We start from the raw sequence: 21979 nt of genomic DNA on the forward strand, positions 1-21979 counted from the left end.
TCGCCGTAAACCGGCAGGCAACTTGCGCTCGCCGGCTGCTCCTACGATAACATAAGGCTTGTCGGCGTGTAAGTCCTTTAAAAATAATCCATCGTGACCGGCCGAAATTGTCCATTTTGAGAGATGGCATATTGCTTTATGATGAATGGCGAGAGCTCTCGCACCGACGAACGAACAGGGAGGTTGCAAAAAGTGAGAAACGGACGGAAAGCGGCATTATCCTTATTGACCCTGAGCGTGCTGCTTATGGCCGCCTGCGGCGGCAACGACGGAAGCAACGCGGCGGCATCGCCGAATGCATCTCCGGATGCAAGCACGGCGTCAGCTGGCGCTTCGGCGCCCGCAGAGACGAATAAAACGCCGGTCAAGCTGACGTTCGCCACTTATAATGCCTGGTGGAACATGGAGAACCTTCAAAAGGCGATCAAGATGTACGAGGAGGAAACCGGCAATACGATCGAGCCGCAGATCTACCCGGACGATCAATTCATGAACGTGCTCAAGGCGAAGCTGGCGACGGGCGACGTACCGGACGTGTTCGCCTTCAACCCAAGCGTTAAGGACTTCGGACAGGATCAGCTCGCGCCATTGAATGGACCCTGGGTGGATAAGCTCGACAAATCGAGGGCCGTGAAAAACGGATATACGTGGGCCGGCGACGACAAAGTCTATGTGGCGCCATACGGCAGCACCTCGTTCATGGGGCTGATGTACAACAAGGACGTCGTCGCTAAGGCGGGCGTGACGCTCCCGCTCAAAACGTACGGCGACCTTCTCGCGGCGGCGGAGAAAATCAAGGCGGCCGGCGCCATCCCGCTGTACATGCCCAATAAGGAAGCGTGGACCGCGCAGATCGACGTCTTCGCCGGCTCGCAGTACATCGCGATGAAGAACCCCGACTTCGCGCAGCAGGTCGCGTCAGGCAAGCTGAAATACCAGGACGAGCCACTGCTTGTCGATATGTTCAAGCGCATCGCGGATTTCCAGAAGAAGGGCTATATGAACGCCGATATGGCTTCGGCGACGATGCCGATGGCAGAGCAGGCGCTGGCGGAGGGCAAGACCGCGTTCGTGGCGGGAGGCAACTGGCTGTACCAGGATTTCGTCCTTAACTATCCGGACAAGGCGGCCTCGATCGGCATGACGCCGTTCACGTGGGGAGACGACCCCGCCGATCTGAGCGTCTTCAAGGGCGGCTCCGGCAACGGTCTGTATATTCCCGCGGCGTCCAAGCAGCCGGAAGCGGCGATGGACTTCATCAACTTCGTCATGAGCGACAAGGTCATGCAGGCGATGTACGAGATCGCGCCCGGCGCGAACGACGTGGGCGCGCCGACCAAGGCGAGCCCCTGGGACACCGAGCTGCAGGCGCTCATCGACAACGGCACCGCGAAGACGGGCGACGCCTTCAACGATGCCGCCAATGCGATCGAACCGAACTTCGATTCGGGCGACATGGGCGCCGCCGGCCAGGCGCTGTTCGCGGGCAAGGATCCGGTGAAGGCGCTTGAGGATCTGTACAACAGCGTAGCCAAGAAAAACAAAGCCAAAAAAATTCCCGGCTTCTGATCCCGATCCGGCAGCAAGATTCATAAAAAGCAGAAATAAGTCCTGCCCGTCAGGGCGGGCTTATTTCTTGATCGAAGGTGATTTACGATGACAGGCAAACGCAAATCTTTCTATTCTTTGACCTTTCTCATACCCGGCATGGCCATCTACCTGGTCTTTTTCATCGGACCGAACCTGCTCAGCCTCGGACTCGGCTTTACGGACTGGTCCGTATACAGCATGACGGAGTTCGGCTTCAACGGCCTCGATAACTTCAAGCAGATGCTCTCCGAGTCGATTTTCAAAAAATCGATCGTCAACACGTTTTATTTCGCTTTCGCTACCGTCATTCTTAGCAATGTAATCGGTTTTTTGCTCGCTGTCATTATGAACGCCAAGCTGAAGCTCGAGTCGTTTTACCGCAGCGCGTTTTTTATACCGACGACGCTGAGCTTCCTGGTCGTCGGGCCGGTGTTCAACGCGCTGTACAACCCGGAGTCGGGACCGATCAACACCTTTCTGCGCGCGGTTGGGCTCGGTTCGCTCGCCAAGGGATGGCTGGTCGATCCGAATTATGCCATGAATAGCGTCATCGTCATGAGCGTATGGTCGGGTATCGGGGTCACGATTCTGCTTTATATTTCCGGCTTGCAGTCCGTACCGCCGGAATACTACGAGGCCGCGGAGATCGACGGCTGCACGGCGTGGCAGAAGCTGCGGCATGTCTCGATTCCGCTGATCGTGCCGTCGATCACGGTCAACGTCGTGCTGTCGCTCATCGGCGGCTTAAAGGTATTCGGCCAGGTGTTCGTGCTGACGAACGGCGGCCCGAACGACGCTACACAGGTGTTCGGAACACTTATATTCAAGACGTTCGGGGAGGGGCTGCTCGGATATTCCTCTGCTGTCGGCCTCGTATTCACAGTGATCGTCTGTCTGATGAGTTTTGTGCTCGTCTATGCATTAAGGAAGCTGGAGGCGGAGTATTGAGATGAGAAAATCTGTCGCCAAAAGATGGCTGCCGGAGCTTGCCATGCTGCTCGTCACGCTCGTGTTCGTCATTCCGGTATGGATGGTGCTCGTCAACTCCTTCAAAAACGAGAAGGACGCCGCTTTTTTCGGCATCGGCCTGCCGGGAACACTGCACTTCGAAAATTACCAAAAGGTGTTCGAAGAAGCCGACATCATCGGGGCGTTTCTGAATGGCATGCTGTACTGCGCGGTCGTCGGCGTGCTGTCGCTCGCCTTCGCTTCAATGGCCGCCTTTGTCATCGCACGGTCGAAGGGGAGGCTGACCGAGCTGTCCTACTACGTATTCTTGTCGGGCATCGTGCTGCCAGGGGCGATCATCCCGACCTTCTTCCTGCTGCAGCGGATGGGCTTGATCGGCACCTATGCCTCGGTCATCGTCGTGCTGCTGTCGATGACGATGCCGATCGGCGTCTTCCTGTACACCGGGTTCGTCAAAACCGTGCCCGTCGAGCTGGACGAGGCGGCGATCATCGACGGAGCGGGCAGACTGCGGCTGTTTTTCCGCATCGTGTTCCCGCTGCTGACGCCGGTTACGATCACGCTCGTCATTTTCAACTTTATGGGCGTCTGGAATGATATCACGACGCAGCTTTATTTCGTGGACGCGAGCAAATGGACGATGCCGATGATGGTGTACCGATTTCAAGGGATGTACAGCACCAAGTGGAACCTTGTGTTCGCGGACTTGGTTCTTACTTCGCTGCCCGTTATCGTCGTGTACATCCTCGGCCAAAAGTACATGGTGTCGGGCATGACGCAAGGAGCTGTCAAAGGTTAGCCGGTCACAAGTGAGTTTGACGACGTTCGAAATTATGGGAGGGATACCCGAATGATCGAAAAAAAAACGAGAAGGGGACTCATCGTTTTGATTGCAGCGTTGTTGGCGCTGGCGGGAGCGCCGGCCGGGTACGCGCAGCAAAGCAACGTCAACGCATCGGCATCCAAGTACGGCTCCAACAAAAACGAGGCGATTGTGTACGATTTTTATAATTCGACCGCGCCGACTTCTTATTATTACGATCCGAACGACCGCTATCAAGGCTGGAACGGCTGGACCCAGCTCACGCCGTCGCTCGACAATCATGCGCTCAAGCTGGCGATCTCGGGCGCCAATCCGCAGTTTTACAGCGAAGACCAGCTGCAATTGAACGCCTCGATCTACAAATACATCCGCATCCGCATGATGAATCCGAATCCGACCGAGAGTGCGAGCATCTCATGGACGACGACGGCGGATACGACCTGGAACGCGGCCAAATCGAAAGCGTTTACGATCCGCGGGAACGATGTCAGCTATTACGAATACGTGATCGATCTCAGCCAGACAGCCTCCTGGAGCGGCACGATCAAGCAGCTGATGATCAAGCCGGAGATCGGCGTCAGCAGCGGCAACGTCTATATCGACTACATCAAGCTCGATACTGAAAACCTGAATCCGGGTGTGCTGACGTATAACTTCGACTACGATATGAACGGGTGGGGCGTCACCGGCGGCTACGGCGGCGCGACTGTGAGCGCGACTCGCGGCATCATGACGATCGCGAACACGAACACCGCACCGTATGTATATTCGCCGGACTGGCTGCTGTTCGATCCGACAGCCGTCAAATATATTCGCATCAAAATGAAAAACCGTTCCGCGGCGACCTCCGGCAAAATGTATTGGAATACCGTCGCCGATCCGAGCTTTAATGAAGCCAAGTCGGCCTCGTTCACGATCAATCCAAACGACTCGGAATTCACGGAATATGTGGTCGACCTTAGCCAGACGGCAGCCTGGACAGGCGGCGGGACAGTTCGCCAGCTTCGGCTCGATCCGGAGCGCGGCGTCGCCTCGGGCGTCGAGGAGGTCGACTATGTCATCCTCGATACGATCAATCCATCCGACCTCGCGTACACATTCGGCAGCGGCACGGCCGGCTGGACCTCGGACGATTCGCTGTCCGCTACGGGCGGCGCGCTGACCGTGACGAACACGACGGCGGACACGAAAATCTTTTCTCCCAACAATCTAAACGTTAACGCCAGCCTGCTGAAATACGTCAAAATTACGCTAAAAAACAACACCTACTGCAATGTGGGGCAGCTCTATTGGACCACGACGGACGATCCCGATTTTGACGAGCGCAAGTCGCAAACCTTCATTATCAATGAGATGGACGGCGGCTATACGACGTACACGATCGGGCTGAATCAAAATCAATACTGGCGGGGCACGATCAAGCAGCTCCGGATCGATCCGTCGAGTCTGCAACCGAGCGGCAGCTCCCAGATTACGCGAATCGCCGTGGTTGCCGACGGGGATACGTCCGCGCAGAACGGCCAGGTTCGGGAAGGCTTTTTGGACTATACGGTGGAAGACACGGCCGGCGGAACGATCGATCAGACCGGGGGACCCGTGCAGGGGAAATACCAGAAGGACACGGTATGGAATCCCGTGACGCTAGATAAGGGCTTCACCCGTTATAACGGGGAGCTGACGCCCTTTAAGATTGACGATGTGTCCGATTCGGCAAAAAGCTCAGTGTCGCGAAGCATCGCCCCGCAAAAGAGCGGCTTGCTGGAATGGGACTTCCTGTTCGCAATGGACAACCCGTCCGCCAATGGCACCGAATGGCGCCTGATGGACGGCAATACGCGAATCATCGGATTCGTGATGGAAAACAACGGCTACTTCAGCAGCTATCCCGCCAACACGCTCGCCCAGATTACGCCTTATCAATGGTATATGGCGAAGGTCGTCGCGAATCTGGATAACCATACCTACAATGTGTGGCTCAACGGCCAGCAGGTCGGGACGAATCTGTCGTTCGAAAATGTACCCTCACGCAGCATCGACAGTGTCTACACGGGCACCTCGGTGAGCGGAAAGGTGAAGCTGTACGGTAAAAACCGGATTTATAAAATCGGTTATCTATATAACGATTTCTTCGGCGACCGGCCGAATACGGGGCCGACGGGACTAACGACCGGCGTCGGCGGGGGCACCGCGCTCGTACAACTGGTCAACGCGTCCCGGAACGGACTCGTGCTGACGGATAATTCGGCCTCGAACAATGTCACGGTCGGCGGCAACTTCCCGGCCGCGCATGGCGTCGTAGAATACGAGACAGATTTTATGCTGCCGACCAAGCAGGACGGCGTAAGCTTCAAGCTGAAGAGCGGTACGACGGACGCGGTGCAAATCGTGACCGGCGGCGGCAATCTCGCCTACGTCGATGCGGCAGGCGCCGCGCATACGCTGTGGGCCAATTATAAGTCCAATGTATGGTATAACCTGATCGTGCGGGTCGATTTGTTCGGCGGCAAAGCGACCTTTTATGTGAACGGGCAGGACAAGTCGGGGAGCGTCGGGCTGCGGAATGCCGTCACCACGATCGACCGCTTCGAGACGGGCACTTCGCCGCAAAATCAGGGCGTTCTGAAGCTGAGGACGGTGCGAGTGGCGCACTATTATCCGTCAACGGTTCCTTACGTGGACAAGACGGCCAGCACGACTGGCTGGACCGGGATTCAGCAGTGGAACGGGCTCGGCACGGTGCTGAACCGGATGATGATCGGCTACGGTACCTCGGACAAGACGCCATATTTGGGCTATTACGACGATATGAACAAAGAGGCGGTCGACTGGCAGGTTAAGTTTATGGCCGAGCACGGCATCGATTTTGTCGCTCCGTTTTTTTACGCGGACGCGTTCGACTTTGCGAACCCGGTATTTACGCCGCGCGGCACGAGCTTCATGGATACGCTGATCAAGCAGTCTGCCTATAAGGACAAGCTGAAGTTCGCGATGACGATGGGCGAGCTGTTGCAGGCGGGCGACAACTACGAAGCGGAGGGTGGCACGCTGACCGGCGGCGCGCAGCTTCTGACGAATCGGCAAGGGTATAAGGGCTGGGGCTTCGTCGGCTTTGCCGGCTTGAACAATGCGGCCTCGTATGCCGTGAGCGGCGGAGCGGGCGGCGCGCGGAAGCTGAACATTCGGTATGAAAACGCGCAAGCCGGCGCGCGCTCGTTAAGTTTGTACGTGAACGGAGCGAAAACGGGGCAGATAAGCTTCCCGGTTACGACCGCAGGCAGCGGGGATAAATGGGGCATGGTCACCGTCGACGTCACGCTTGCTGCGGGCGTCAATACACTCAAGCTGCAATACGATTCAGGAGACACCGGCAATGTCGCGATCGACAATCTGAATCCGGTCGATCCGATCCCGCTGCATGACGAGATCATGAACAATCTGCTGCCGTTCTGGATCGAAATGTACTTTAAGAACCCCGCCTACCTGCTGGACGACAACAAGCCGGTCATTCTGGTCTACGATTCGGGTTCCCTCATCGCCCAGCTCGGCTCCCCCGGGGCGGTCGCCGGTCTGCTGAACGAGATCAAGCAGGCCTTGACCGCCGAAGGCTTTGCCGGGGCGACGTTTATCGCAGAACAGCGGCCGAACGGCGGGGGCGACGGGCATATCGGGGACGGATCCGCGGCGGCGCTGGACGATCTGCGGGACGCCGGGTTCGACTACATTTACGCCTACTCCAATCTGTACAACAACTCGCAAATGAACAACTGGACGACCCAGGCCAAAAACGCCGGCATCGATGCAATCGCCTCGCCGGGGGTCTCCTGGGATTCCCGCTACTGGTACCCGGATTACAGCGGCGTATATGTACAGATCAATACGCCGTCGCAGTACGAGGATCATCTGAAATGGGTGCGGGATTCTTATTTTACGCAAAGTGGATTCAACAAAGGCACCGGCTCGCTGGCCCGGAAAATGACGCTGTTCGACAACTTCACGGAATTCGGAGAGGGGCACAGCATCAGTCCGAGCAGCCTGTTCGGCTTCGGGTGGCTGAACGCGATCCGCAAAACCTTTACGACGGCTTCCGAGGGCCATTCCGACGTCAGGCCGGAGGGGCCGTACAACGCATTGTACAGCACGCTCGTCAGCTATAATATGCCGACCGTAGCCAAGGGAGAGTTCGAGCTGCTCGGATCGGCCGAAAACACAAGGTACGGACCGCTGACGGACCGCTGGACGTTTAATGGCTCTGCCGGCGTGCAGCGCAACGGCAGCATCTGGAGCGCGCCGGATGCGCCGGACGGCGTTCAAGCGGCGTTCATCCAGGGGCCGGGCACGATCGCCCAGCCGGTCGTGTTCGATACGGCCGGCGTATACAAGCTGCACTTCAAGATGGCCCGCCGCACCGGGAGCACGCAGACGGTCAACGTCTACTTCGACAACACGCTGATCGGGACCTATACGCCTTCGTCGCTGGCTTACGTTGACTTTTATACCGATGCGGTCGCGGCAGCCGCGGGTACGCATACGATCCAGTTCAAGGGAATGACGAACAACGACAATACCGTGTTCATCGACAGCGTCAGCCTCGTCCAGTAAGTGCCGCGGACGGACCGACTACAGCAAAGAGAGCAGCCTTCGGGCTGCTTTTTTCTTTGGCAGCGAGGCAAAAGCACTTTTGACCTATGAACAATACAGCACAGTCACAACCAAAAATAGGAAGCAGGCGGCAGAATCATTTACAAAATTGATTGTTCCAAACGCCACAAAATTCCTGGCAGAACTTAAAAAGGTTCAGGTCAACAATAAAGAAATAAGTGCTTATCATAAGTCCTACATAAAGGCTTCTTCCTTGCAGTTGGAAGGGTATACCCTTATCAGCCAAGCCATTTCTAAAAGCAAAATAGATAATGCAACATACAAGAAAGGCAAACAGAAAGTAGAGGAGTCTACAGCACTTATTCAACAATTTTGGATTGGATTTAATTCATATGATGACTATTTGCATGGAAGTAACTAAACCACATTTAGACTTATCGGTTGCAGAGAAACTCAAGGATACCTAGGGTCAAATAATACTCGCCATTTAAGTCGCATTGGATGCGACTTTTTTATTTATATGACGCCGTTTCTTTTCGTTGTTTACGTGTCAAGTAGAAGCTAATAAGTAGATTTTCTTGTCGTTGTACTTTTTGAGGGCGGGAAGGCACAAAAATGGGCTTGCTAAAACTAATGCAGTTAGTTATATTAAAACTAATAACATTAGTTTACCAAAGCGGAGGTTCAAAACATCCGAATAACGACGCGTACGAACGTGCACCAACTATCCTTTATGCCGCGGTTTTTCCCGGTTAATGCATACTTCGTGGAGGAGCGGGACGGCCTGACGTTGATCGACGCGGCGCTGCCTTACAGCGCCAAAGGCATTATCGACGCCGCGGCCCGCATCGGCAAGCCGATCCGCCGCATCCTGCTGACGCATGCGCACGGCGACCATATCGGCGCGCTCGATCGGCTGAAGTCGGCGCTGCCCGATGCCGAGGTGCTGATCTCCGCGCGGGATGCCAGACTGCTCGCCGGAGACAAGACGCTGGATCCGAGCGAGATCCAATCTCCCATCCGGGGCGGCGTGCCGAAGCCGGGGGCCATTCTTACCCGGCCCGACACGCTCCTCGCCGACGGCGACCGCGTAGGCTCGCTGCTCGCGGTAGCGACGCCCGGCCACACGCCCGGCTCGATGTCTTTTCTGGATACGCGCACGGGCACTTTGATCGCGGGAGACGCCTTCCAGGAGCGCGGCGGTATGGCCGTGTCCGGGAAGATGCAGCCGCTGTTCCCGTTTCCGGCGATGGCGACCTGGAGTCCTGCCGAAGCGCTCCGTTCGGCCAAGCGGCTCGTCGGACTGAAGCCGACGCTGCTCGGGGTCGGACACGGCCGGATAGTCACGGATCCGCTCGAGGCGATGACCGCTGCGGTGCACGCCGCGGAGCGTAGCCTTGGAGCGCAAGGAACAGGAGGGGCCAGCCATGTCACCGCGAATCGGTCTTGACCGGGCGACGCTGCTGCAGGCTGCCACGGAGATGGCCGACGAGTACGGCCTGGAGTCCGTGACGCTGTCGTCCCTCGCGCAGAAGCTAAAAATCCGCTCGCCTTCGCTTTATAATCACGTGAAGGGCTTGCCCGATTTGCGGCGGGAGCTGGCGCTGTCCGGTCTCTCCAAGATGGCGGCCCGTTTTGAAGCCGTGCTTCCCGAAGCTTGCGGCGACGAAGTCTTGCACGATTTTAGCGTGGCTTACCTCGACTTCGCTCGCCAACATCCGGGCTTGTACGAAGCGGTACAGCGGGCTCCGGATCCCGAAGACCGCGAGCTGAGCGAAGCCGGCGGCCAGGTCGTCTCTCTCGTCGTCCGCGTCATCGAAACCTACGGCCTAAGCGGGGACGCAGCTATCCACGCCGTGCGCGGCATCCGCAGCGTCCTGCACGGCTTCGTCTCGATCGAGCGTCAAGGCGGCTTCGGCATGCCGCTGGATCTGGACGTCACGTTTCGCCTGCTGGTGGATACGTTCATTGCCGGCATCAAAGCGTTGAGAGTGCAGGGAGAGACTTGAGATTGAACAAGTGCGCTTGAACGGGCTGAGGTGACGGAGGGGCCGCCCGGCCCAAACGAAAAAGCTTCGTTTTTACCGTTTTAACAATATCCCCTTCGAACAGGAAAACGGCTCAGGCACACCTTTATCCGCGATCCTATAGCCTTATCCACGTCCTGCCTATGTCGTTCAGTCGCTCCGATGCGTGGGCATTCTAAATGAGGAAGCCGTTCCTGATTCATGGGGATACTGTTAAAACGTGACGAAGACCTGTGTGCCGGGTTCCTGACGTAAGGGGATACTGTTAAAACGTAACGAAGACCCCCCGCCTCGCCTCTCCTGACTGGAGGGGATATCGTTCAAACGCAGCGAGACTCGTGCGGCAGCGCCCTGAAGCCGTCATACCTGCGCGGCTTGACAGCCAGTGCCGAATCGGATAAAGTGGTACTTACCAAAAGTAATTTACTTTATAAAATGGTAGAGAGGACGGTCCTTATGACGCGTTCCATCCATCCCGATACGGACCTCGGTACCGTGCATTTAAAGGTGGCCGAACTTGATCGATCCATCCGGTTCTATGAAGAGATCATCGGCCTCCAGCTGATCTCACGCGAGGGCGAGACGGCTCGACTGGGCGCAGGCGGGCCAGCCGCGCTGCTCCAGCTTGAACAGTTGTCCGAAGGCGCGGTTCCGGCGCCTCGCAGGCGCACGGGCCTCTACCACTTCGCGATCCTCGTGCCGACGCGGGAGGCACTCGGACTTGCGGTGCGCAACTTCCTCCAACGCCGGGTCCCGATCGGGCAAGGGGATCACCTCGTCAGCGAGGCGATCTACCTGAACGATCCGGACGACAACGGCATCGAAGTATACGCCGACCGTCCGCGGGAAAACTGGACTTATACCCCGCAAGGCGAAGTCGCGATGGCGACGGATCCGGTCGATATCGAGGGTTTGCTTGCCCTGGCCGGCGACAAGCCATGGACGGGACTGCCCGCCGGTACCGTGATGGGGCATGTGCATCTGCATGTGAGGGATCTTCAGGAGGCCAAGCGATTTTATGTCGATATGCTCGGCTTCGATATTGCGGCCAACTACGGCGGCCAGGCTTTGTTCGTATCCGCAGGCGGCTATCATCACCATGTCGGCCTGAATACATGGGCGGGCGTGGGCGCACCGCCGCCTCCCGCGAACGCGCCAGGGCTGATCTTCTTCACGGTCCGGCTGCCGGACACCGCAGAGCTCGCGCGCATCCTGACTGCGGTTGGCGAGCAGGGCATCCCGTCGGAGCAGTTCGAGGACGGCTACCTCGTCGCCGATCCTTCGTCGAATCGCGTGCTGCTGACGGTGCGCGCCTAACGCGGCTCCAATAATAAAAAGCCTTCGGCTCTACCGAACCCGGTAGCCGAAGGCTTTTTGTGCGCTTGGCAGCGCAACCGACTAACGGGTGAAAGTCCCGCGTACGCCGCGAGGTGGCGGAAGTACATAGCAGAGGCGTAGTGCCGGGGCCCGCAAGGGACGGTGCGGAGGATGCCAAGGCAAAACCCGGAACAGGCGGCATACACCAAGTTGGCTGACGGAGCCGGATAACCCTGCAAAAGAAGGGTAGTCCTATACCATCCATAGGCTCCGTAAGTTAAGAGGACTGGATTCGGGGGAAAGCCGGTTGACGTGACCCAAGGAGAGCCCATCGTCTCCGCGCAGAAAGTTTTTTTTGTAGCGGTATCAGAGTTCAAGATCGTGAGGATCAAGAAGGAAGGTACGGACGGTGGGCAGTCAGAAGAAGGGATAGTAGCGAGAAAGCCTGCCGGAAAGGCCGCAAAGGTAGGTGAATCGGCGTCAGGTCGCCGATGCGTGCCCCGACTCAAAAGGCGGGGACACGTGTGAAGCCCGGAACCGTGAAAGAAGCGTGAATGAGGGAAACCATGCGCCAGGCAGGAGCCGGGGAGCTAAGATGTGCGTAGATCCGGGGAATGAACAAAAGGAGAAGCCGTCTGGGGCGAGTACCGACCGGGACACGGAGATTGCCGCAAGGCTACGAGCCGAGGAACGGGAAGGGAAGGAGAACGAGCATGGAGGGACCAAGGCAAGACAAACACGCACACGTAGGAGCTGAAGTGCCAAGCAAACGCAAATGGTACAGCCTCATCGACAAGATTTGGGCGAAGCCAAACCTGGAGGAAGCGTTCCGGGAGGTCAAGCGAAACCGCGGAGCGGCAGGGATCGATCGCGTGACCGTAAAGGCATACGAATCGAAGCTGGAGCCTAATCTAGAGGGGCTTCAGCTGGCGCTGCGAAACAAGACTTACCGGTCTAAGCCGGTAAAACGCGTGTATATCCCGAAAGCTGACGGGACGCAAAGACCGCTGGGCATTCCTACCGTGGAAGACCGAGTCGTGCAAGCGGCGGCAAGGCGTATCATAGAACCCCTATTCGAAGCGCAGTTCAAGGACTGCAGCTATGGATTCCGGCCGGGAAGAAGCGCGCATATGGCGCTGGCCAACATCCGCAAGGATCTGGAAGCAGGCTACCGGTACGTGATCGACGCCGACCTGAAGTCATACTTTGACACCATCCCGCATGAGAAGCTCATTGAAAAGGTGAGAGAGACCATCGTGGACGGCAGTGTACTGCGGTTGCTGGAGAGCTTCCTGAAGGCCGGGATCATGGAAGGCGGCAGCTTCCACCTGAACGAGACGGGGACGCCGCAGGGCGGGGTGATTAGTCCGCTTTTAGCGAACATCTATCTGCATCCGCTGGACGAAGCGATGACGGCGCGCGGACACCGAATGACGCGATATGCAGACGACTTCGTCATCTGTTGCAAAACGGCAAAAGGCGCTGAGCGTGTACTGAATTCGGTCGTGGGACTGCTGGAACGCGAGATGGGACTTATCATACACCCGGAGAAAACGAAAATCGTAAACAGCTACAAGGAAACATTCGTATTCCTGGGTCATGCGTTCAAGCCGGGAAAACGGATGGTGCCGTCGGAAAAAGCGATGAAGCGATTCAAAGAACGGGTGAAGGAGATCACGCGAAGAAACCAGACGGTGAAGGTCGAGCAGATCGTGAAGAAGCGACTAAACCCATACTTGCGGGGATGGGGGAACTACTTTGGGACGGGAGATGTGTTGAGCCGATTCCGAGGACTGGATGCCTGGATTCGAAGACGAATACGGGCCGTGCAACTAAGGAGTTGGAAGAAAATTCGCAAACTCCACCGGGAAATGAGGAGACGGGGATGGGACAATAAAGATATGCCCGGACTCCGAATGACGGCCTGGCGGAGCTCGCATTCCACCTATGCCCAATACGCAATGCCAAACGAATGGTTTGCCGAAATCGGACTATGCAGTTTGCTTGAGCGAAGCCAAGAACTGCGTCCCCAACGGGGATAAGCACGGAGGAGCCGGATGCGTCGACCCGCATGTCCGGATCTGTGAGAGGCCCATGCAATTGCGCATGGGCCTACTCGATTTTCAGTCTTGCGAAGTGAGAATAACAGGGCCGTCCTTGGTGATCGCGATCGTGTGCTCGAACTGCGCGGACAGCTTGCCGTCCATGGTGCGCGCGGTCCAGCCGTCTTCGTCGATCGTCATGCGCCAGGTTCCCTCGTTGATCATCGGTTCGATCGTGATAACCATGCCTTCTTTGAAGCGGAAGCCTCTGCCGGGGATGCCGACGTGAATGAAGTTCGGCTCTTCGTGCAGCTCTCTTCCGATGCCATGCGCGGCCAATTCCCGGACACAGGAAAAACCGTTTGCTTGCGCATGCTTGTGCAGCGGGTACATCGCGTCGCCGATCCGGTTGCCGATAACGGCGTGCCGGATGCCGATATCAAGACATTCCTTCGTCACGCGCATGAGCTTCTCGGCGGTCGGCGACACATCGCCGACCGCGTATGTCCATGCCGAATCTCCGAGCCAGCCGTTCAACTCCGCAACCGTATCGATCTTCACGATATCCCCGTTTTTAAGCGGCGTATGGTTGGGAAAGCCGTGGGCGATTACATCATTGACAGAGGCGCAGGTGGCGAATTTGTAGTCCTTGTAGGTCTTCGTGAACGGCCTGGCGCCGTAGCTGGCCATGACATCCTCCACGAGCTCTTCGATCTGCCACGTCGTCACGCCCGGACGGATCATCTTGCGGATTTCTTTGTGACAAGCGGCTACGACCGCTCCCGCCGCTCTGATATGCTCGATCTCCTGAGGAGATTTCAGCGTCACCATGGCTTACAGGCTCCTCTCTTCTCTACGGTCACGATACACCTTTTGACATTAAGGCGTCAATTCGCCCGCTATAGGCAAAGTATGCGGGGGAGAGGGGAGTGGTGCTCGCATTGTACGAAAGACGCCTGCAGCCCGATCATTGTATCGCGTTCCGAATTCGGGCGCTCGTTTCAGCCCTGCGAACAACGATGTCCTTGAGACGTAGCGCCGTTCACTTGCCGTTTACTACAATAGAGGCCAAATGAGCGCCTTAAGATAGCCGGTCAATCCGGCATCTGGGGGAAGAACGGAGGAACGGCATGATCAAGCAGCTGGTGGATTTGTTTGTCGCATTCGGGAGATCGACGATGCTCGGCTACGGCGGAGGACCTTCGATAATTCCTTTGTATCAGAACGAAGTCGTGAACCGGTATCAATGGATGGGAAACGAGGATTTCGGCAAGGCGCTCGCTTTCGGCAACGCGCTGCCCGGTCCGATCGCCACCAAGCTGGCGGCTTATATCGGATTCAAGGTCGCAGGCTGGCTCGGCGCGCTCATGGCCGTGACGGCCGTCGTCCTGCCGACGGCTTTGCTTATGGTGCTGCTTGTCGGTTTAATGCACAAGCTGCAAGGCAATCCGTATATCAAAGGAATGATCAAGGGCGTGCAGCCGGTCATCTTCGTCATGCTCGCGATGCTTGCCTACGACTTCGCCAAGTTCGCGTTTCAGCGCAGCGGCGGACCGGTCGTCTTTCTGCCGTTCGCGCTTGCTGGGATTTACTTTATCATGGTACAGTATCTCAAGATCAATGCGGTGTGGGGCATTCTCGGCGCGCTGGTCATCGGAGCCTTTTTCATGCGGGAAAACGCAGGCTGAGGAGATTTGCCGAGACTAGAGACGAACGGCGGTTCGAGCCGACTCATCCATTCCGATAGGAAACCGCGGAGCGCTCCGGCATTGGCCGGAGCGCTTTGTCGCAGGCTGAGCCGTCTAAGGGATTAGAAGAGGAGCTGGAAATAACGATGATCAAGGCTGTCGTGTTCGATTTTGACGGAACGATACTGGATACGGAAACCGTAACCTACGAAGCGATGAACGGCGTATTCAGAGAGCGGGGACACGAGCTGCCGATGGATAAATGGGCAGGCGCGATCGGCACGCTTCACGGTTTTGACGCATACGCGGAGCTGTCCGCATTTACGGGAGAGACTATCGATCGCGGATGGCTCGACGCCCGGTTCGGAGAGCTGTACGCCGGGATGGTGCACCAGGTGCCGCTGCTGCCGGGTATCCTCGACGCGCTCGAAGAAGCGAAGCGGCTCGGGCTCGCGGTCGGGCTCGCCACGAGCTCTTACCGCGCATGGATCGAACCGCATCTGGAGCGACTCGATCTTCGTAGGCATTTTGACGCGATCCATACGGCGGACGACGTGGAAAAGGTGAAGCCGGATCCGGCGCTGTACCGGCTGGCCGTTCGTTCGCTAGGCGTGGAGCCGGGCGAAGCGGTCGCCATCGAGGATTCGCTGAACGGGCTGAGAGCCGCCAAGGCCGCCGGCTTGTACGGCATCGCCGTACCGAATGCCATGACGGCGGGGCTCGACTTTTCCGAAGCGGATCTCGTCGTGCCGACGCTGGACGGGCAAAAGCTCGAGATGCTCGTTGCGCGGTGGAACGGCTGAACGGCCAACCACAAGCGGCTGCGACTTTGATTGTACGTACAAGTGCGTCGCTGTGTTATAATAGCTGCTATACGTTTTGCGCGAGGTGAACGGGTTGAATCCGCAATACCCCAAGTATCAGCGGTTAAAGGAAGAGATCGTCTCCTGGATCGCCGGGGGCAAATACCGTCCGGGAGACAAGCTGCCGTCCGAGAACGAGCTGGCCGAGCAGTTCGGCTTAAGCCGCCAGACGGTCAGGCAGTCGATCGGCGAGTTGGTCAGCGAAGGCTGGCTGTCCCGCGAACAGGGCAAGGGCACGTTCGTGGCGAAGCTCCAGGGCGACCGCAGAGGACCCGGCGCCAATCGGATGGTCGGCTTGATCACGACGCATATTTCCGATTATATTTTCCCTTCCATTGTGCGTGGCGTCGAGGCTGCGCTTAAGGAGAAAGGCTACCGGCTGCTGCTGTCAAGCACGGAGGGCAGCAAGGAGAAGGAGCGGGAGAGCCTGGAGACGATGCTGACGCAGGGCGTGTGCGGACTCATCGTAGAGCCGACGAAAAGCGCGGAGGGCAACCCGAATTACGAGACGTTTATGGCGCTGGAATACCATGGCATTCCGATGCTGATGATCAACGAGCAGTATCCGGATCTGGACTGGCCCTGCGTGAAGGTGGACGACGAAGCCGGCGGCTTCCTGGCAACGGAGCATCTGCTCGCGGCGGGACATCGGGCGATCGCCGGACTGTTCAAGACGGACGACCTGCAGGGCGTGCAGCGGATGAAGGGCTTCGTCCAGGCGCATCGCGAACGCCGCTTGTCCGTACCGCCCGAACTGCTCGTGCGCTACCGGACGGAAAACCGCGCATCGCGGCCGCACGAGGCGCTGCGCGAGCTGCTCTCGCGGCCGGAGCCGCCGACCGCGATCGTCTGCTACAACGACCAACTGGCCGTATCGCTGCTGGATGTCATCCGCGAGGCGGGGCTGCGGGTCCCCGAGGATCTGTCCATCGTCGGCTACGACGACTCGTTCCTTGCGACCGCCACAGAGGTGAAGCTGACGACGGTCTCCCATCCGAAGGCCGAGCTAGGCGAGCTTGCCGCGAATCTGCTCGTGACGATGCTGGACAAGGACGCAGTCGGCCGTGGCGGCCATATCTACAAGCCTCAGCTGATCGTGCGCGAATCAACGGCCGGGCCTTCGGTTCGTTAATGCGGATCGGCTGCGGGCCTTCTTCAAGCTCCGTTCTTTCACGATCCCCGATCGTTGCATTGCATGCTGGTCGGACCGTTGTGCGCTTCTCTAAAATGAGAAGAGCACGGGAAAGGGAGGCGCAAGACGGAACGGTGGCCATGTGCAGGAATGCGGAAGACATGCTTTGGACATTAGCCGTACACAACAATTCAGGAGAAATCACGTTGTGGCGGGGGCCCTGCGCGGACGAACTGAGGAAGATTTATGCAATCGCTTACAATTTTGAAATGGGTTATCGTCTGCGATACGGATACGTTCGGCCGGGTCCAGGACACCGGCCGGTCGTTCCGCCTGCTCGCTGAGAGCAACGGCACGGACGTCTATCCGTGTCAGGCGATGCTTCCATAGGATAAAAAATGGAGCAGGTTAAAAAATGGAGCCGGCTCGGTCCTTCGGGACCGGGCGGCTTTTTTAGACTACCAGGATTGCGAGATGATAAAAGATGAAGTTCAAGCTGCTTATCGTCGACGACTTCTTCGTCGAGCGGGAGACGGTCAAAGAGCTGATCTCGGCGTCGGGACTCGAATTGGAGGTTGCCGGAGAAGCGTGCGACGGGCTGGAGGCGCTCGCGATGATCGAGAGGGAAGCGCCTGATTTCGTGCTGACGGACATCGAGATGCCTTTTATGAACGGGATCGAGTTCGCCGAGGAGCTGCGCCGTCGTCGTCCCGGGGTCGACATTATTTTTTTCACCTACTACGAGAAGTTCGAATATGCCAAAAAAGCGATAGATTTGAATGCGTTTTCATTTGTGTTGAAGCCGATTGTAGACGAGGAGCTCGTAGGCGCCCTGCAGCGAATCGTCGAAGACAAGAAGCGCAAAATGCGCGAGGTTGACGAGCGTGCCCAGTTGGAGGAAGCCTTGCAGGCAAGCATGCCATTGTTAAAGGAACGCTTTGTGCGCAGCTGGTTCGCGGGGCTCGGCGGCGACGACGAGAAGATCGAAGCGCAGCTGCGCTTCTTCTCCTTGCCCGTGCCGACCGGTCCCTATGCGGTGCTGGCGGTAGAGCTGGACGATCCGGGCGCCCGCTTCGACGAAGCGCCCGTGGCGGAGCGGGAGCTGCTGCTGCTGCGCGTATCGGACATCGTGAAAAGAGCGGTGGCGGATCGTCCGGGCTGTCTGATCTGCAAAGCGGAGGGCTTGCGCTGGGGCGTTGGCCTGTTCGACAGCCAGGCGGAAGAGGACGCAGCCTCGACGTCGGATCGGGCATTCGCCGCGGCCGAGCGGATCTGGCAGGAGGCGGCCGAAGCGGGGCTCAGCCTGACGATCGGCATTGGCAGTCCGGTATGCGGACTGGCCCGGCTGGCGGAAGGCTACCGGCAGGCTTCGCAGGCGCTGTCGCACAAGTTCCGGCTTGGTCACGGGCAGCTGATCAGCGCGGACGAAGTCGAACAGAGCGGCGAAACGGACGAAAGCGGCGGACGCCTGTCCCAAGGGATGATGGACGAGGTGAACCGGGCGCTGCTAAGCGGAGAGGCGGAGCGATTCGCCGACAGGCTGCTTGCCGATGGCGGCGTGCGCGGCGCGCATGCCGTTCGCGGGCTATGTCTCGGCATCGTCTCCTGCGTCCAGCTGCTGCTCAGCGAACGCAATCTGGATCTGGCGCAGAGCGGCGCAGCGCCCGAATTCCAGTGGGAGCGGCTGCTGAAGCTGGAGACGATCGCGGATATCCGGCAGTGGCTGATCGCCTTCCTGGACGCGTCGGCCCGGTGGATGGAGGCGCAGTGCGAGCACAAGTCCGGCGCCGTCGTGCGAGAAGCCAAGCGGCTGATGGAGTCTCGCTATGACGAGCCGCTTACGATTAAGACGATATCCGACAGCCTTCACTACAGCCCGAATTATTTGAATTACGTATTCAAGCAGGAGACGGGACAGACGATCCTGGAATACTTGACGCACGTACGCATCAAGGCGGCACAGAAACTGCTCCGGGAATCGCCCGCCAAAATGTACGAGATCGCCCGCATGGTCGGCTACGGGCAGGAGACGTATTTTCGCAGCGTGTTCAAGCAGCTTACCGGGCTGACGCCCAAGGAATACCGGGAAAAGACACGGGGGCCGGGAAGCCTATGAAGGCCTGGTTCAGGGATTTGACGCTGAGGAGCAAGCTTGTCCTTACCTTTACGCTGCTGATCGCGGTTGTCGTGCTGCTCGGCGGATGGATCAACTACCGAATCGCGGAGAGCCGGATCGAACGGACGGAGACGATGCTTCTCCTGCAAAACCTGAAGCAGACGGCAGCCCTCGTCGATTACAATCTCGATTCCTATCAGCGCAAGACGGAGATCGTATTTGCCAATTCCAGCTTTCAGGAGACGCTGGCGTCCAGGTACGACGATTTCTCGTCGCTGTACGACGCTTACCGCAACCGGATATACAGCGTGCTCGAGCCCGTGCTGCTGGACATGACCTATTCGTCCACGGAGATTTTCACCGAGGGCAACGAGCTGATCAATGTCATTATTTATTCCGACAACCCGTCGCTGCCGAGGGACACGGGCATCATTCGCGATTTGACCGCCGTCCATGGCGAATCCTGGGTTCGAGCGCTGCGCGCCGCGCCAAGTCAGATTATATGGCGGGGACTGTACGAGGAGAACGGCGAGCGCTATATCTCGGTCAGCCATACGCTGAAGTCGTTCCGGACGCTTGAGGAGCTGGGCATTCTGACCATTATGATCCCCGAGGTCAAGCTGAAAAAACTGCTGGAGGAAAACAACGAAAACTCGGAGGCGGCGCTGCTGCTGTTCGATGCGGACGGAAACAGCATCGGCGCCAGTCGCCCGGATATGCCAGCGGGGGAGATCGAAGCGGTTCTGCAACGCATGCGGACGGCAGGCAGCGAGGTAGATCGAATCCGTTTGCAGGACGGCGACTATTTGGTCGCCGCTTCGGAATCCCGCATCACGGGCTGGCAGCTCACCTCGGTCGTGCCCTATCATGTCGTGACAGACTCGCTGCGGGGAATCGCGCTGACGACGGCGACGATCCTGATCGTCAGCGTGCTGCTCTGTCTGGGCGCGACGGTGTTCATCTCTCATCTGACGACGCGCAGACTGATCAAGATTACGAACAAGATGAATCGCGTGAAGGAGTACGGACTGGAGCCGCTCTCCGTCATCGCGGGCAAGGACGAGATCGGACAGCTCGACGGCGCATTTAACAGGCTGATCACTTCGCTGAACGACATGACGGAGGAGCGGGTCCGGTTGGAGCGGCAGAAGACGACGCTTCAGATCGACCTGCTGCAGCTTCAGATCAACCCGCACCTGCTCTACAATACGCTGGCGACCATTCAGTGGAGGGCGAAGCAGGCCGGGACGGCGGATATCCAGCGCGTGACGGAAAGCCTGATTCGCTTTTTCAAGCGCTTTTTGAACAAAGGCGGCGGCGAGACGACGTTCGGCCAGGAGCTTGAGATGATCCGGGAATACACGCAAATTTTGCAGTTCACCTATAACATGTCCTTTGCGGTCGAGATCGACGTAGCGCCCGAGCTGCTGGACGTTCCCGCGCTTCATTTGCTGCTGCAGCCGATCGTCGAGAACGCGGTCGTGCACGGCATCAGGCCGTCGAAGCGGCAAGGGCTGCTGCGAATTGAAGGATATGGCACGGCGGACGGCAAGGTCGTATTTGTCGTCTTCGACAACGGGATCGGCATCCAGGCGGATATCGTAGCGAAAATCAACCGCAACGAGGAGCTGGGTCGGCTGAAGCCGGGGTACGGATTGTCCAACGTGAAGAAGCGGATCGCGCTCGTCTATGGCGAAGGCTGCGGCGTAAGCGTGAACAGCGGAGAGAGCGGAACGTCCGTTATCGTCACGCTGCCTGCCGCCGGCGGGGTCGAAGACAGCTAAGCGCTTGTCGTTCTTCTGCATCTCCCAATCGGTGTTTTACGTTCTGTATTCGCTTTCATTGACGGGCTACAATGACACCACAGACACAGAACGACATACCGACGGAGGGAGACAACTGTGAAATCAATTGGTTTGACGCTGTGGAGGCAGCGTGTCCTGTTCCTGTTTTTGCTGCCGGGCGCGGCAGCCGTACTGGTCTTTTCTTACGCGCCCATGGCGGGTCTCGTGATGGCGTTCCAGGATTACCGGGTATCCGACGGATTTCTGCGCGGCGAATTCGTCGGGCTGGATCAATTCAGGGCGTTCCTGACGGACCCCGACTTCTATGCGGCGCTCCGCAACACGCTGGCGATCAGCGGCCTTACCTTGCTGATCGGATTTCCCGCGCCGGTCGCGCTGGCGCTGATGATCGATGCCGTCGCCTCGTCCAGGTTCCGCAAGGTCGTGCAGTCCGTGACGTACCTGCCTCATTTCATCACCTGGGTATTCATCGCCAGTCTCGTCTACCGGCTGCTCGACACCGAGAGCGGCATCGTCAATCTGGCGCTGGTCAAGCTGGGCTTCGAGCCCGTCAGCTTCATGCAGTCGCCGGGGTACTTCTGGTTCATCCTCGTGCTGGCGTCCGTGTGGAAGAGCATCGGCTGGAATTCGATCATCTATCTGGCGGCGATCTCCGGCATCGATCCGGAGCTTCACAATGCGGGCATGGTAGACGGGGCAAGCCGGTTCCAGCGCATGATGTACATCACGCTGCCGTCGATCGTGCCGACGATCGCGCTCATGTTCGTCTTGTCGCTCGGCTCGCTCGTATCCGTGAACTTCGAAGCGGTGTTCAACCTCATGAACGGATTCGTGCAGGAAAAGGCGGACGTCATCGACACGTTCGTGTATCGCAACGGCGTCCAGATGATCAAGTTTTCCTACGCGACCGCGATCGGGCTGGCCCAATCGGTCATCGCCTCGATTCTCGTATTCGCCGGCTTCAAGCTCAGCAACAAAATGAACGGCACCAAGCTGCTGTAAGGAGGA

General features: G+C 58.0%; 17 protein-coding genes. 16 read left to right on the forward strand and 1 reads right to left on the reverse strand.

Annotated features, from left to right (window positions below; translation table 11 throughout):
• Window positions 1-192 precede the first annotated feature (192 nt).
• The 9 genes from KB449_RS03750 (at window position 193) to ltrA (ending at window position 13367) form a co-directional block, all read left to right on the forward strand.
• Window positions 193-1569, forward strand: coding sequence for an ABC transporter substrate-binding protein (locus KB449_RS03750; protein WP_282907086.1), 1377 nt, complete (start codon window positions 193-195; stop codon window positions 1567-1569).
• An 87-nt stretch (window positions 1570-1656) separates the two neighbouring features.
• On the forward strand, window positions 1657-2538 hold the full coding sequence (locus tag KB449_RS03755; RefSeq protein ID WP_282907087.1) for a carbohydrate ABC transporter permease: 882 nt from the start codon (window positions 1657-1659) through the stop codon (window positions 2536-2538).
• A 1-nt stretch (window position 2539) separates the two neighbouring features.
• On the forward strand, window positions 2540-3358 hold the full coding sequence (locus KB449_RS03760; RefSeq protein WP_282907088.1) for a carbohydrate ABC transporter permease: 819 nt from the start codon (window positions 2540-2542) through the stop codon (window positions 3356-3358).
• A 51-nt stretch (window positions 3359-3409) separates the two neighbouring features.
• Window positions 3410-7981 carry a carbohydrate-binding protein gene (locus KB449_RS03765; RefSeq protein ID WP_282907089.1) on the forward strand — a complete coding sequence of 1524 codons (4572 nt, stop codon included), beginning with the start codon at window positions 3410-3412 and terminating at the stop codon, window positions 7979-7981.
• Between the two features lie 79 nt (window positions 7982-8060).
• Complete coding sequence (locus tag KB449_RS03770) at window positions 8061-8402, forward strand: hypothetical protein (RefSeq protein ID WP_282907090.1); 342 nt, start codon at window positions 8061-8063, stop codon at window positions 8400-8402.
• A 270-nt stretch (window positions 8403-8672) separates the two neighbouring features.
• Entirely contained in the window at window positions 8673-9431 is a 759-nt protein-coding gene (locus KB449_RS03775) for an MBL fold metallo-hydrolase (RefSeq protein WP_282912729.1), read from the forward strand.
• Window positions 9409-9990 carry a TetR/AcrR family transcriptional regulator gene (locus tag KB449_RS03780; protein WP_282907091.1) on the forward strand — a complete coding sequence of 194 codons (582 nt, stop codon included), beginning with the start codon at window positions 9409-9411 and terminating at the stop codon, window positions 9988-9990. Before KB449_RS03775 ends, KB449_RS03780 begins: the two co-directional genes overlap by 23 nt.
• 474 nt (window positions 9991-10464) lie before the next feature.
• A complete protein-coding gene (locus tag KB449_RS03785; protein WP_282907092.1) occupies window positions 10465-11325 on the forward strand; it encodes a VOC family protein in 861 nt (286 codons plus the stop codon).
• A 758-nt stretch (window positions 11326-12083) separates the two neighbouring features.
• Window positions 12084-13367 (forward strand): group II intron reverse transcriptase/maturase, encoded by a 1284-nt coding sequence (gene ltrA / locus KB449_RS03790; RefSeq protein WP_282907093.1) that lies wholly within the window; start codon window positions 12084-12086, stop codon window positions 13365-13367.
• Between the two features lie 81 nt (window positions 13368-13448).
• Here ltrA and map read toward each other — a convergent pair whose 3' ends face one another.
• Window positions 13449-14198 (reverse strand): type I methionyl aminopeptidase, encoded by a 750-nt coding sequence (gene map / locus KB449_RS03795; RefSeq protein WP_282907094.1) that lies wholly within the window; start codon window positions 14196-14198, stop codon window positions 13449-13451.
• Between the two features lie 299 nt (window positions 14199-14497).
• Between map and KB449_RS03800 the strand changes: the two genes are divergently transcribed.
• From KB449_RS03800 to KB449_RS03830, 7 genes are all read left to right on the forward strand, one after another.
• Window positions 14498-15055 carry a chromate transporter gene (locus KB449_RS03800; RefSeq protein ID WP_282907095.1) on the forward strand — a complete coding sequence of 186 codons (558 nt, stop codon included), beginning with the start codon at window positions 14498-14500 and terminating at the stop codon, window positions 15053-15055.
• Window positions 15056-15201: 146 nt separating this feature from the next.
• Window positions 15202-15858 (forward strand): HAD family hydrolase, encoded by a 657-nt coding sequence (locus KB449_RS03805; RefSeq protein WP_282907096.1) that lies wholly within the window; start codon window positions 15202-15204, stop codon window positions 15856-15858.
• A 94-nt stretch (window positions 15859-15952) separates the two neighbouring features.
• Window positions 15953-17050 carry a GntR family transcriptional regulator gene (locus KB449_RS03810; protein WP_282907097.1) on the forward strand — a complete coding sequence of 366 codons (1098 nt, stop codon included), beginning with the start codon at window positions 15953-15955 and terminating at the stop codon, window positions 17048-17050.
• A gap of 246 nt (window positions 17051-17296) precedes the next feature.
• Window positions 17297-17440, forward strand: coding sequence for a hypothetical protein (locus tag KB449_RS03815; RefSeq protein WP_282907098.1), 144 nt, complete (start codon window positions 17297-17299; stop codon window positions 17438-17440).
• Window positions 17441-17534: 94 nt separating this feature from the next.
• Window positions 17535-19166 (forward strand): response regulator, encoded by a 1632-nt coding sequence (locus KB449_RS03820; protein WP_282907099.1) that lies wholly within the window; start codon window positions 17535-17537, stop codon window positions 19164-19166.
• A complete protein-coding gene (locus KB449_RS03825) occupies window positions 19163-20950 on the forward strand; it encodes a sensor histidine kinase (RefSeq protein ID WP_282907100.1) in 1788 nt (595 codons plus the stop codon). The genes KB449_RS03820 and KB449_RS03825 overlap by 4 nt, the downstream gene beginning before the upstream one ends.
• 117 nt (window positions 20951-21067) lie before the next feature.
• Window positions 21068-21973, forward strand: coding sequence for an ABC transporter permease (locus tag KB449_RS03830; protein ID WP_282907101.1), 906 nt, complete (start codon window positions 21068-21070; stop codon window positions 21971-21973).
• Window positions 21974-21979 lie beyond the last annotated feature (6 nt).

It is taken from the genome of Cohnella hashimotonis (assembly GCF_030014955.1).
GTDB classification, from domain to species: Bacteria; Bacillota; Bacilli; order Paenibacillales; family Paenibacillaceae; genus Cohnella; species Cohnella hashimotonis.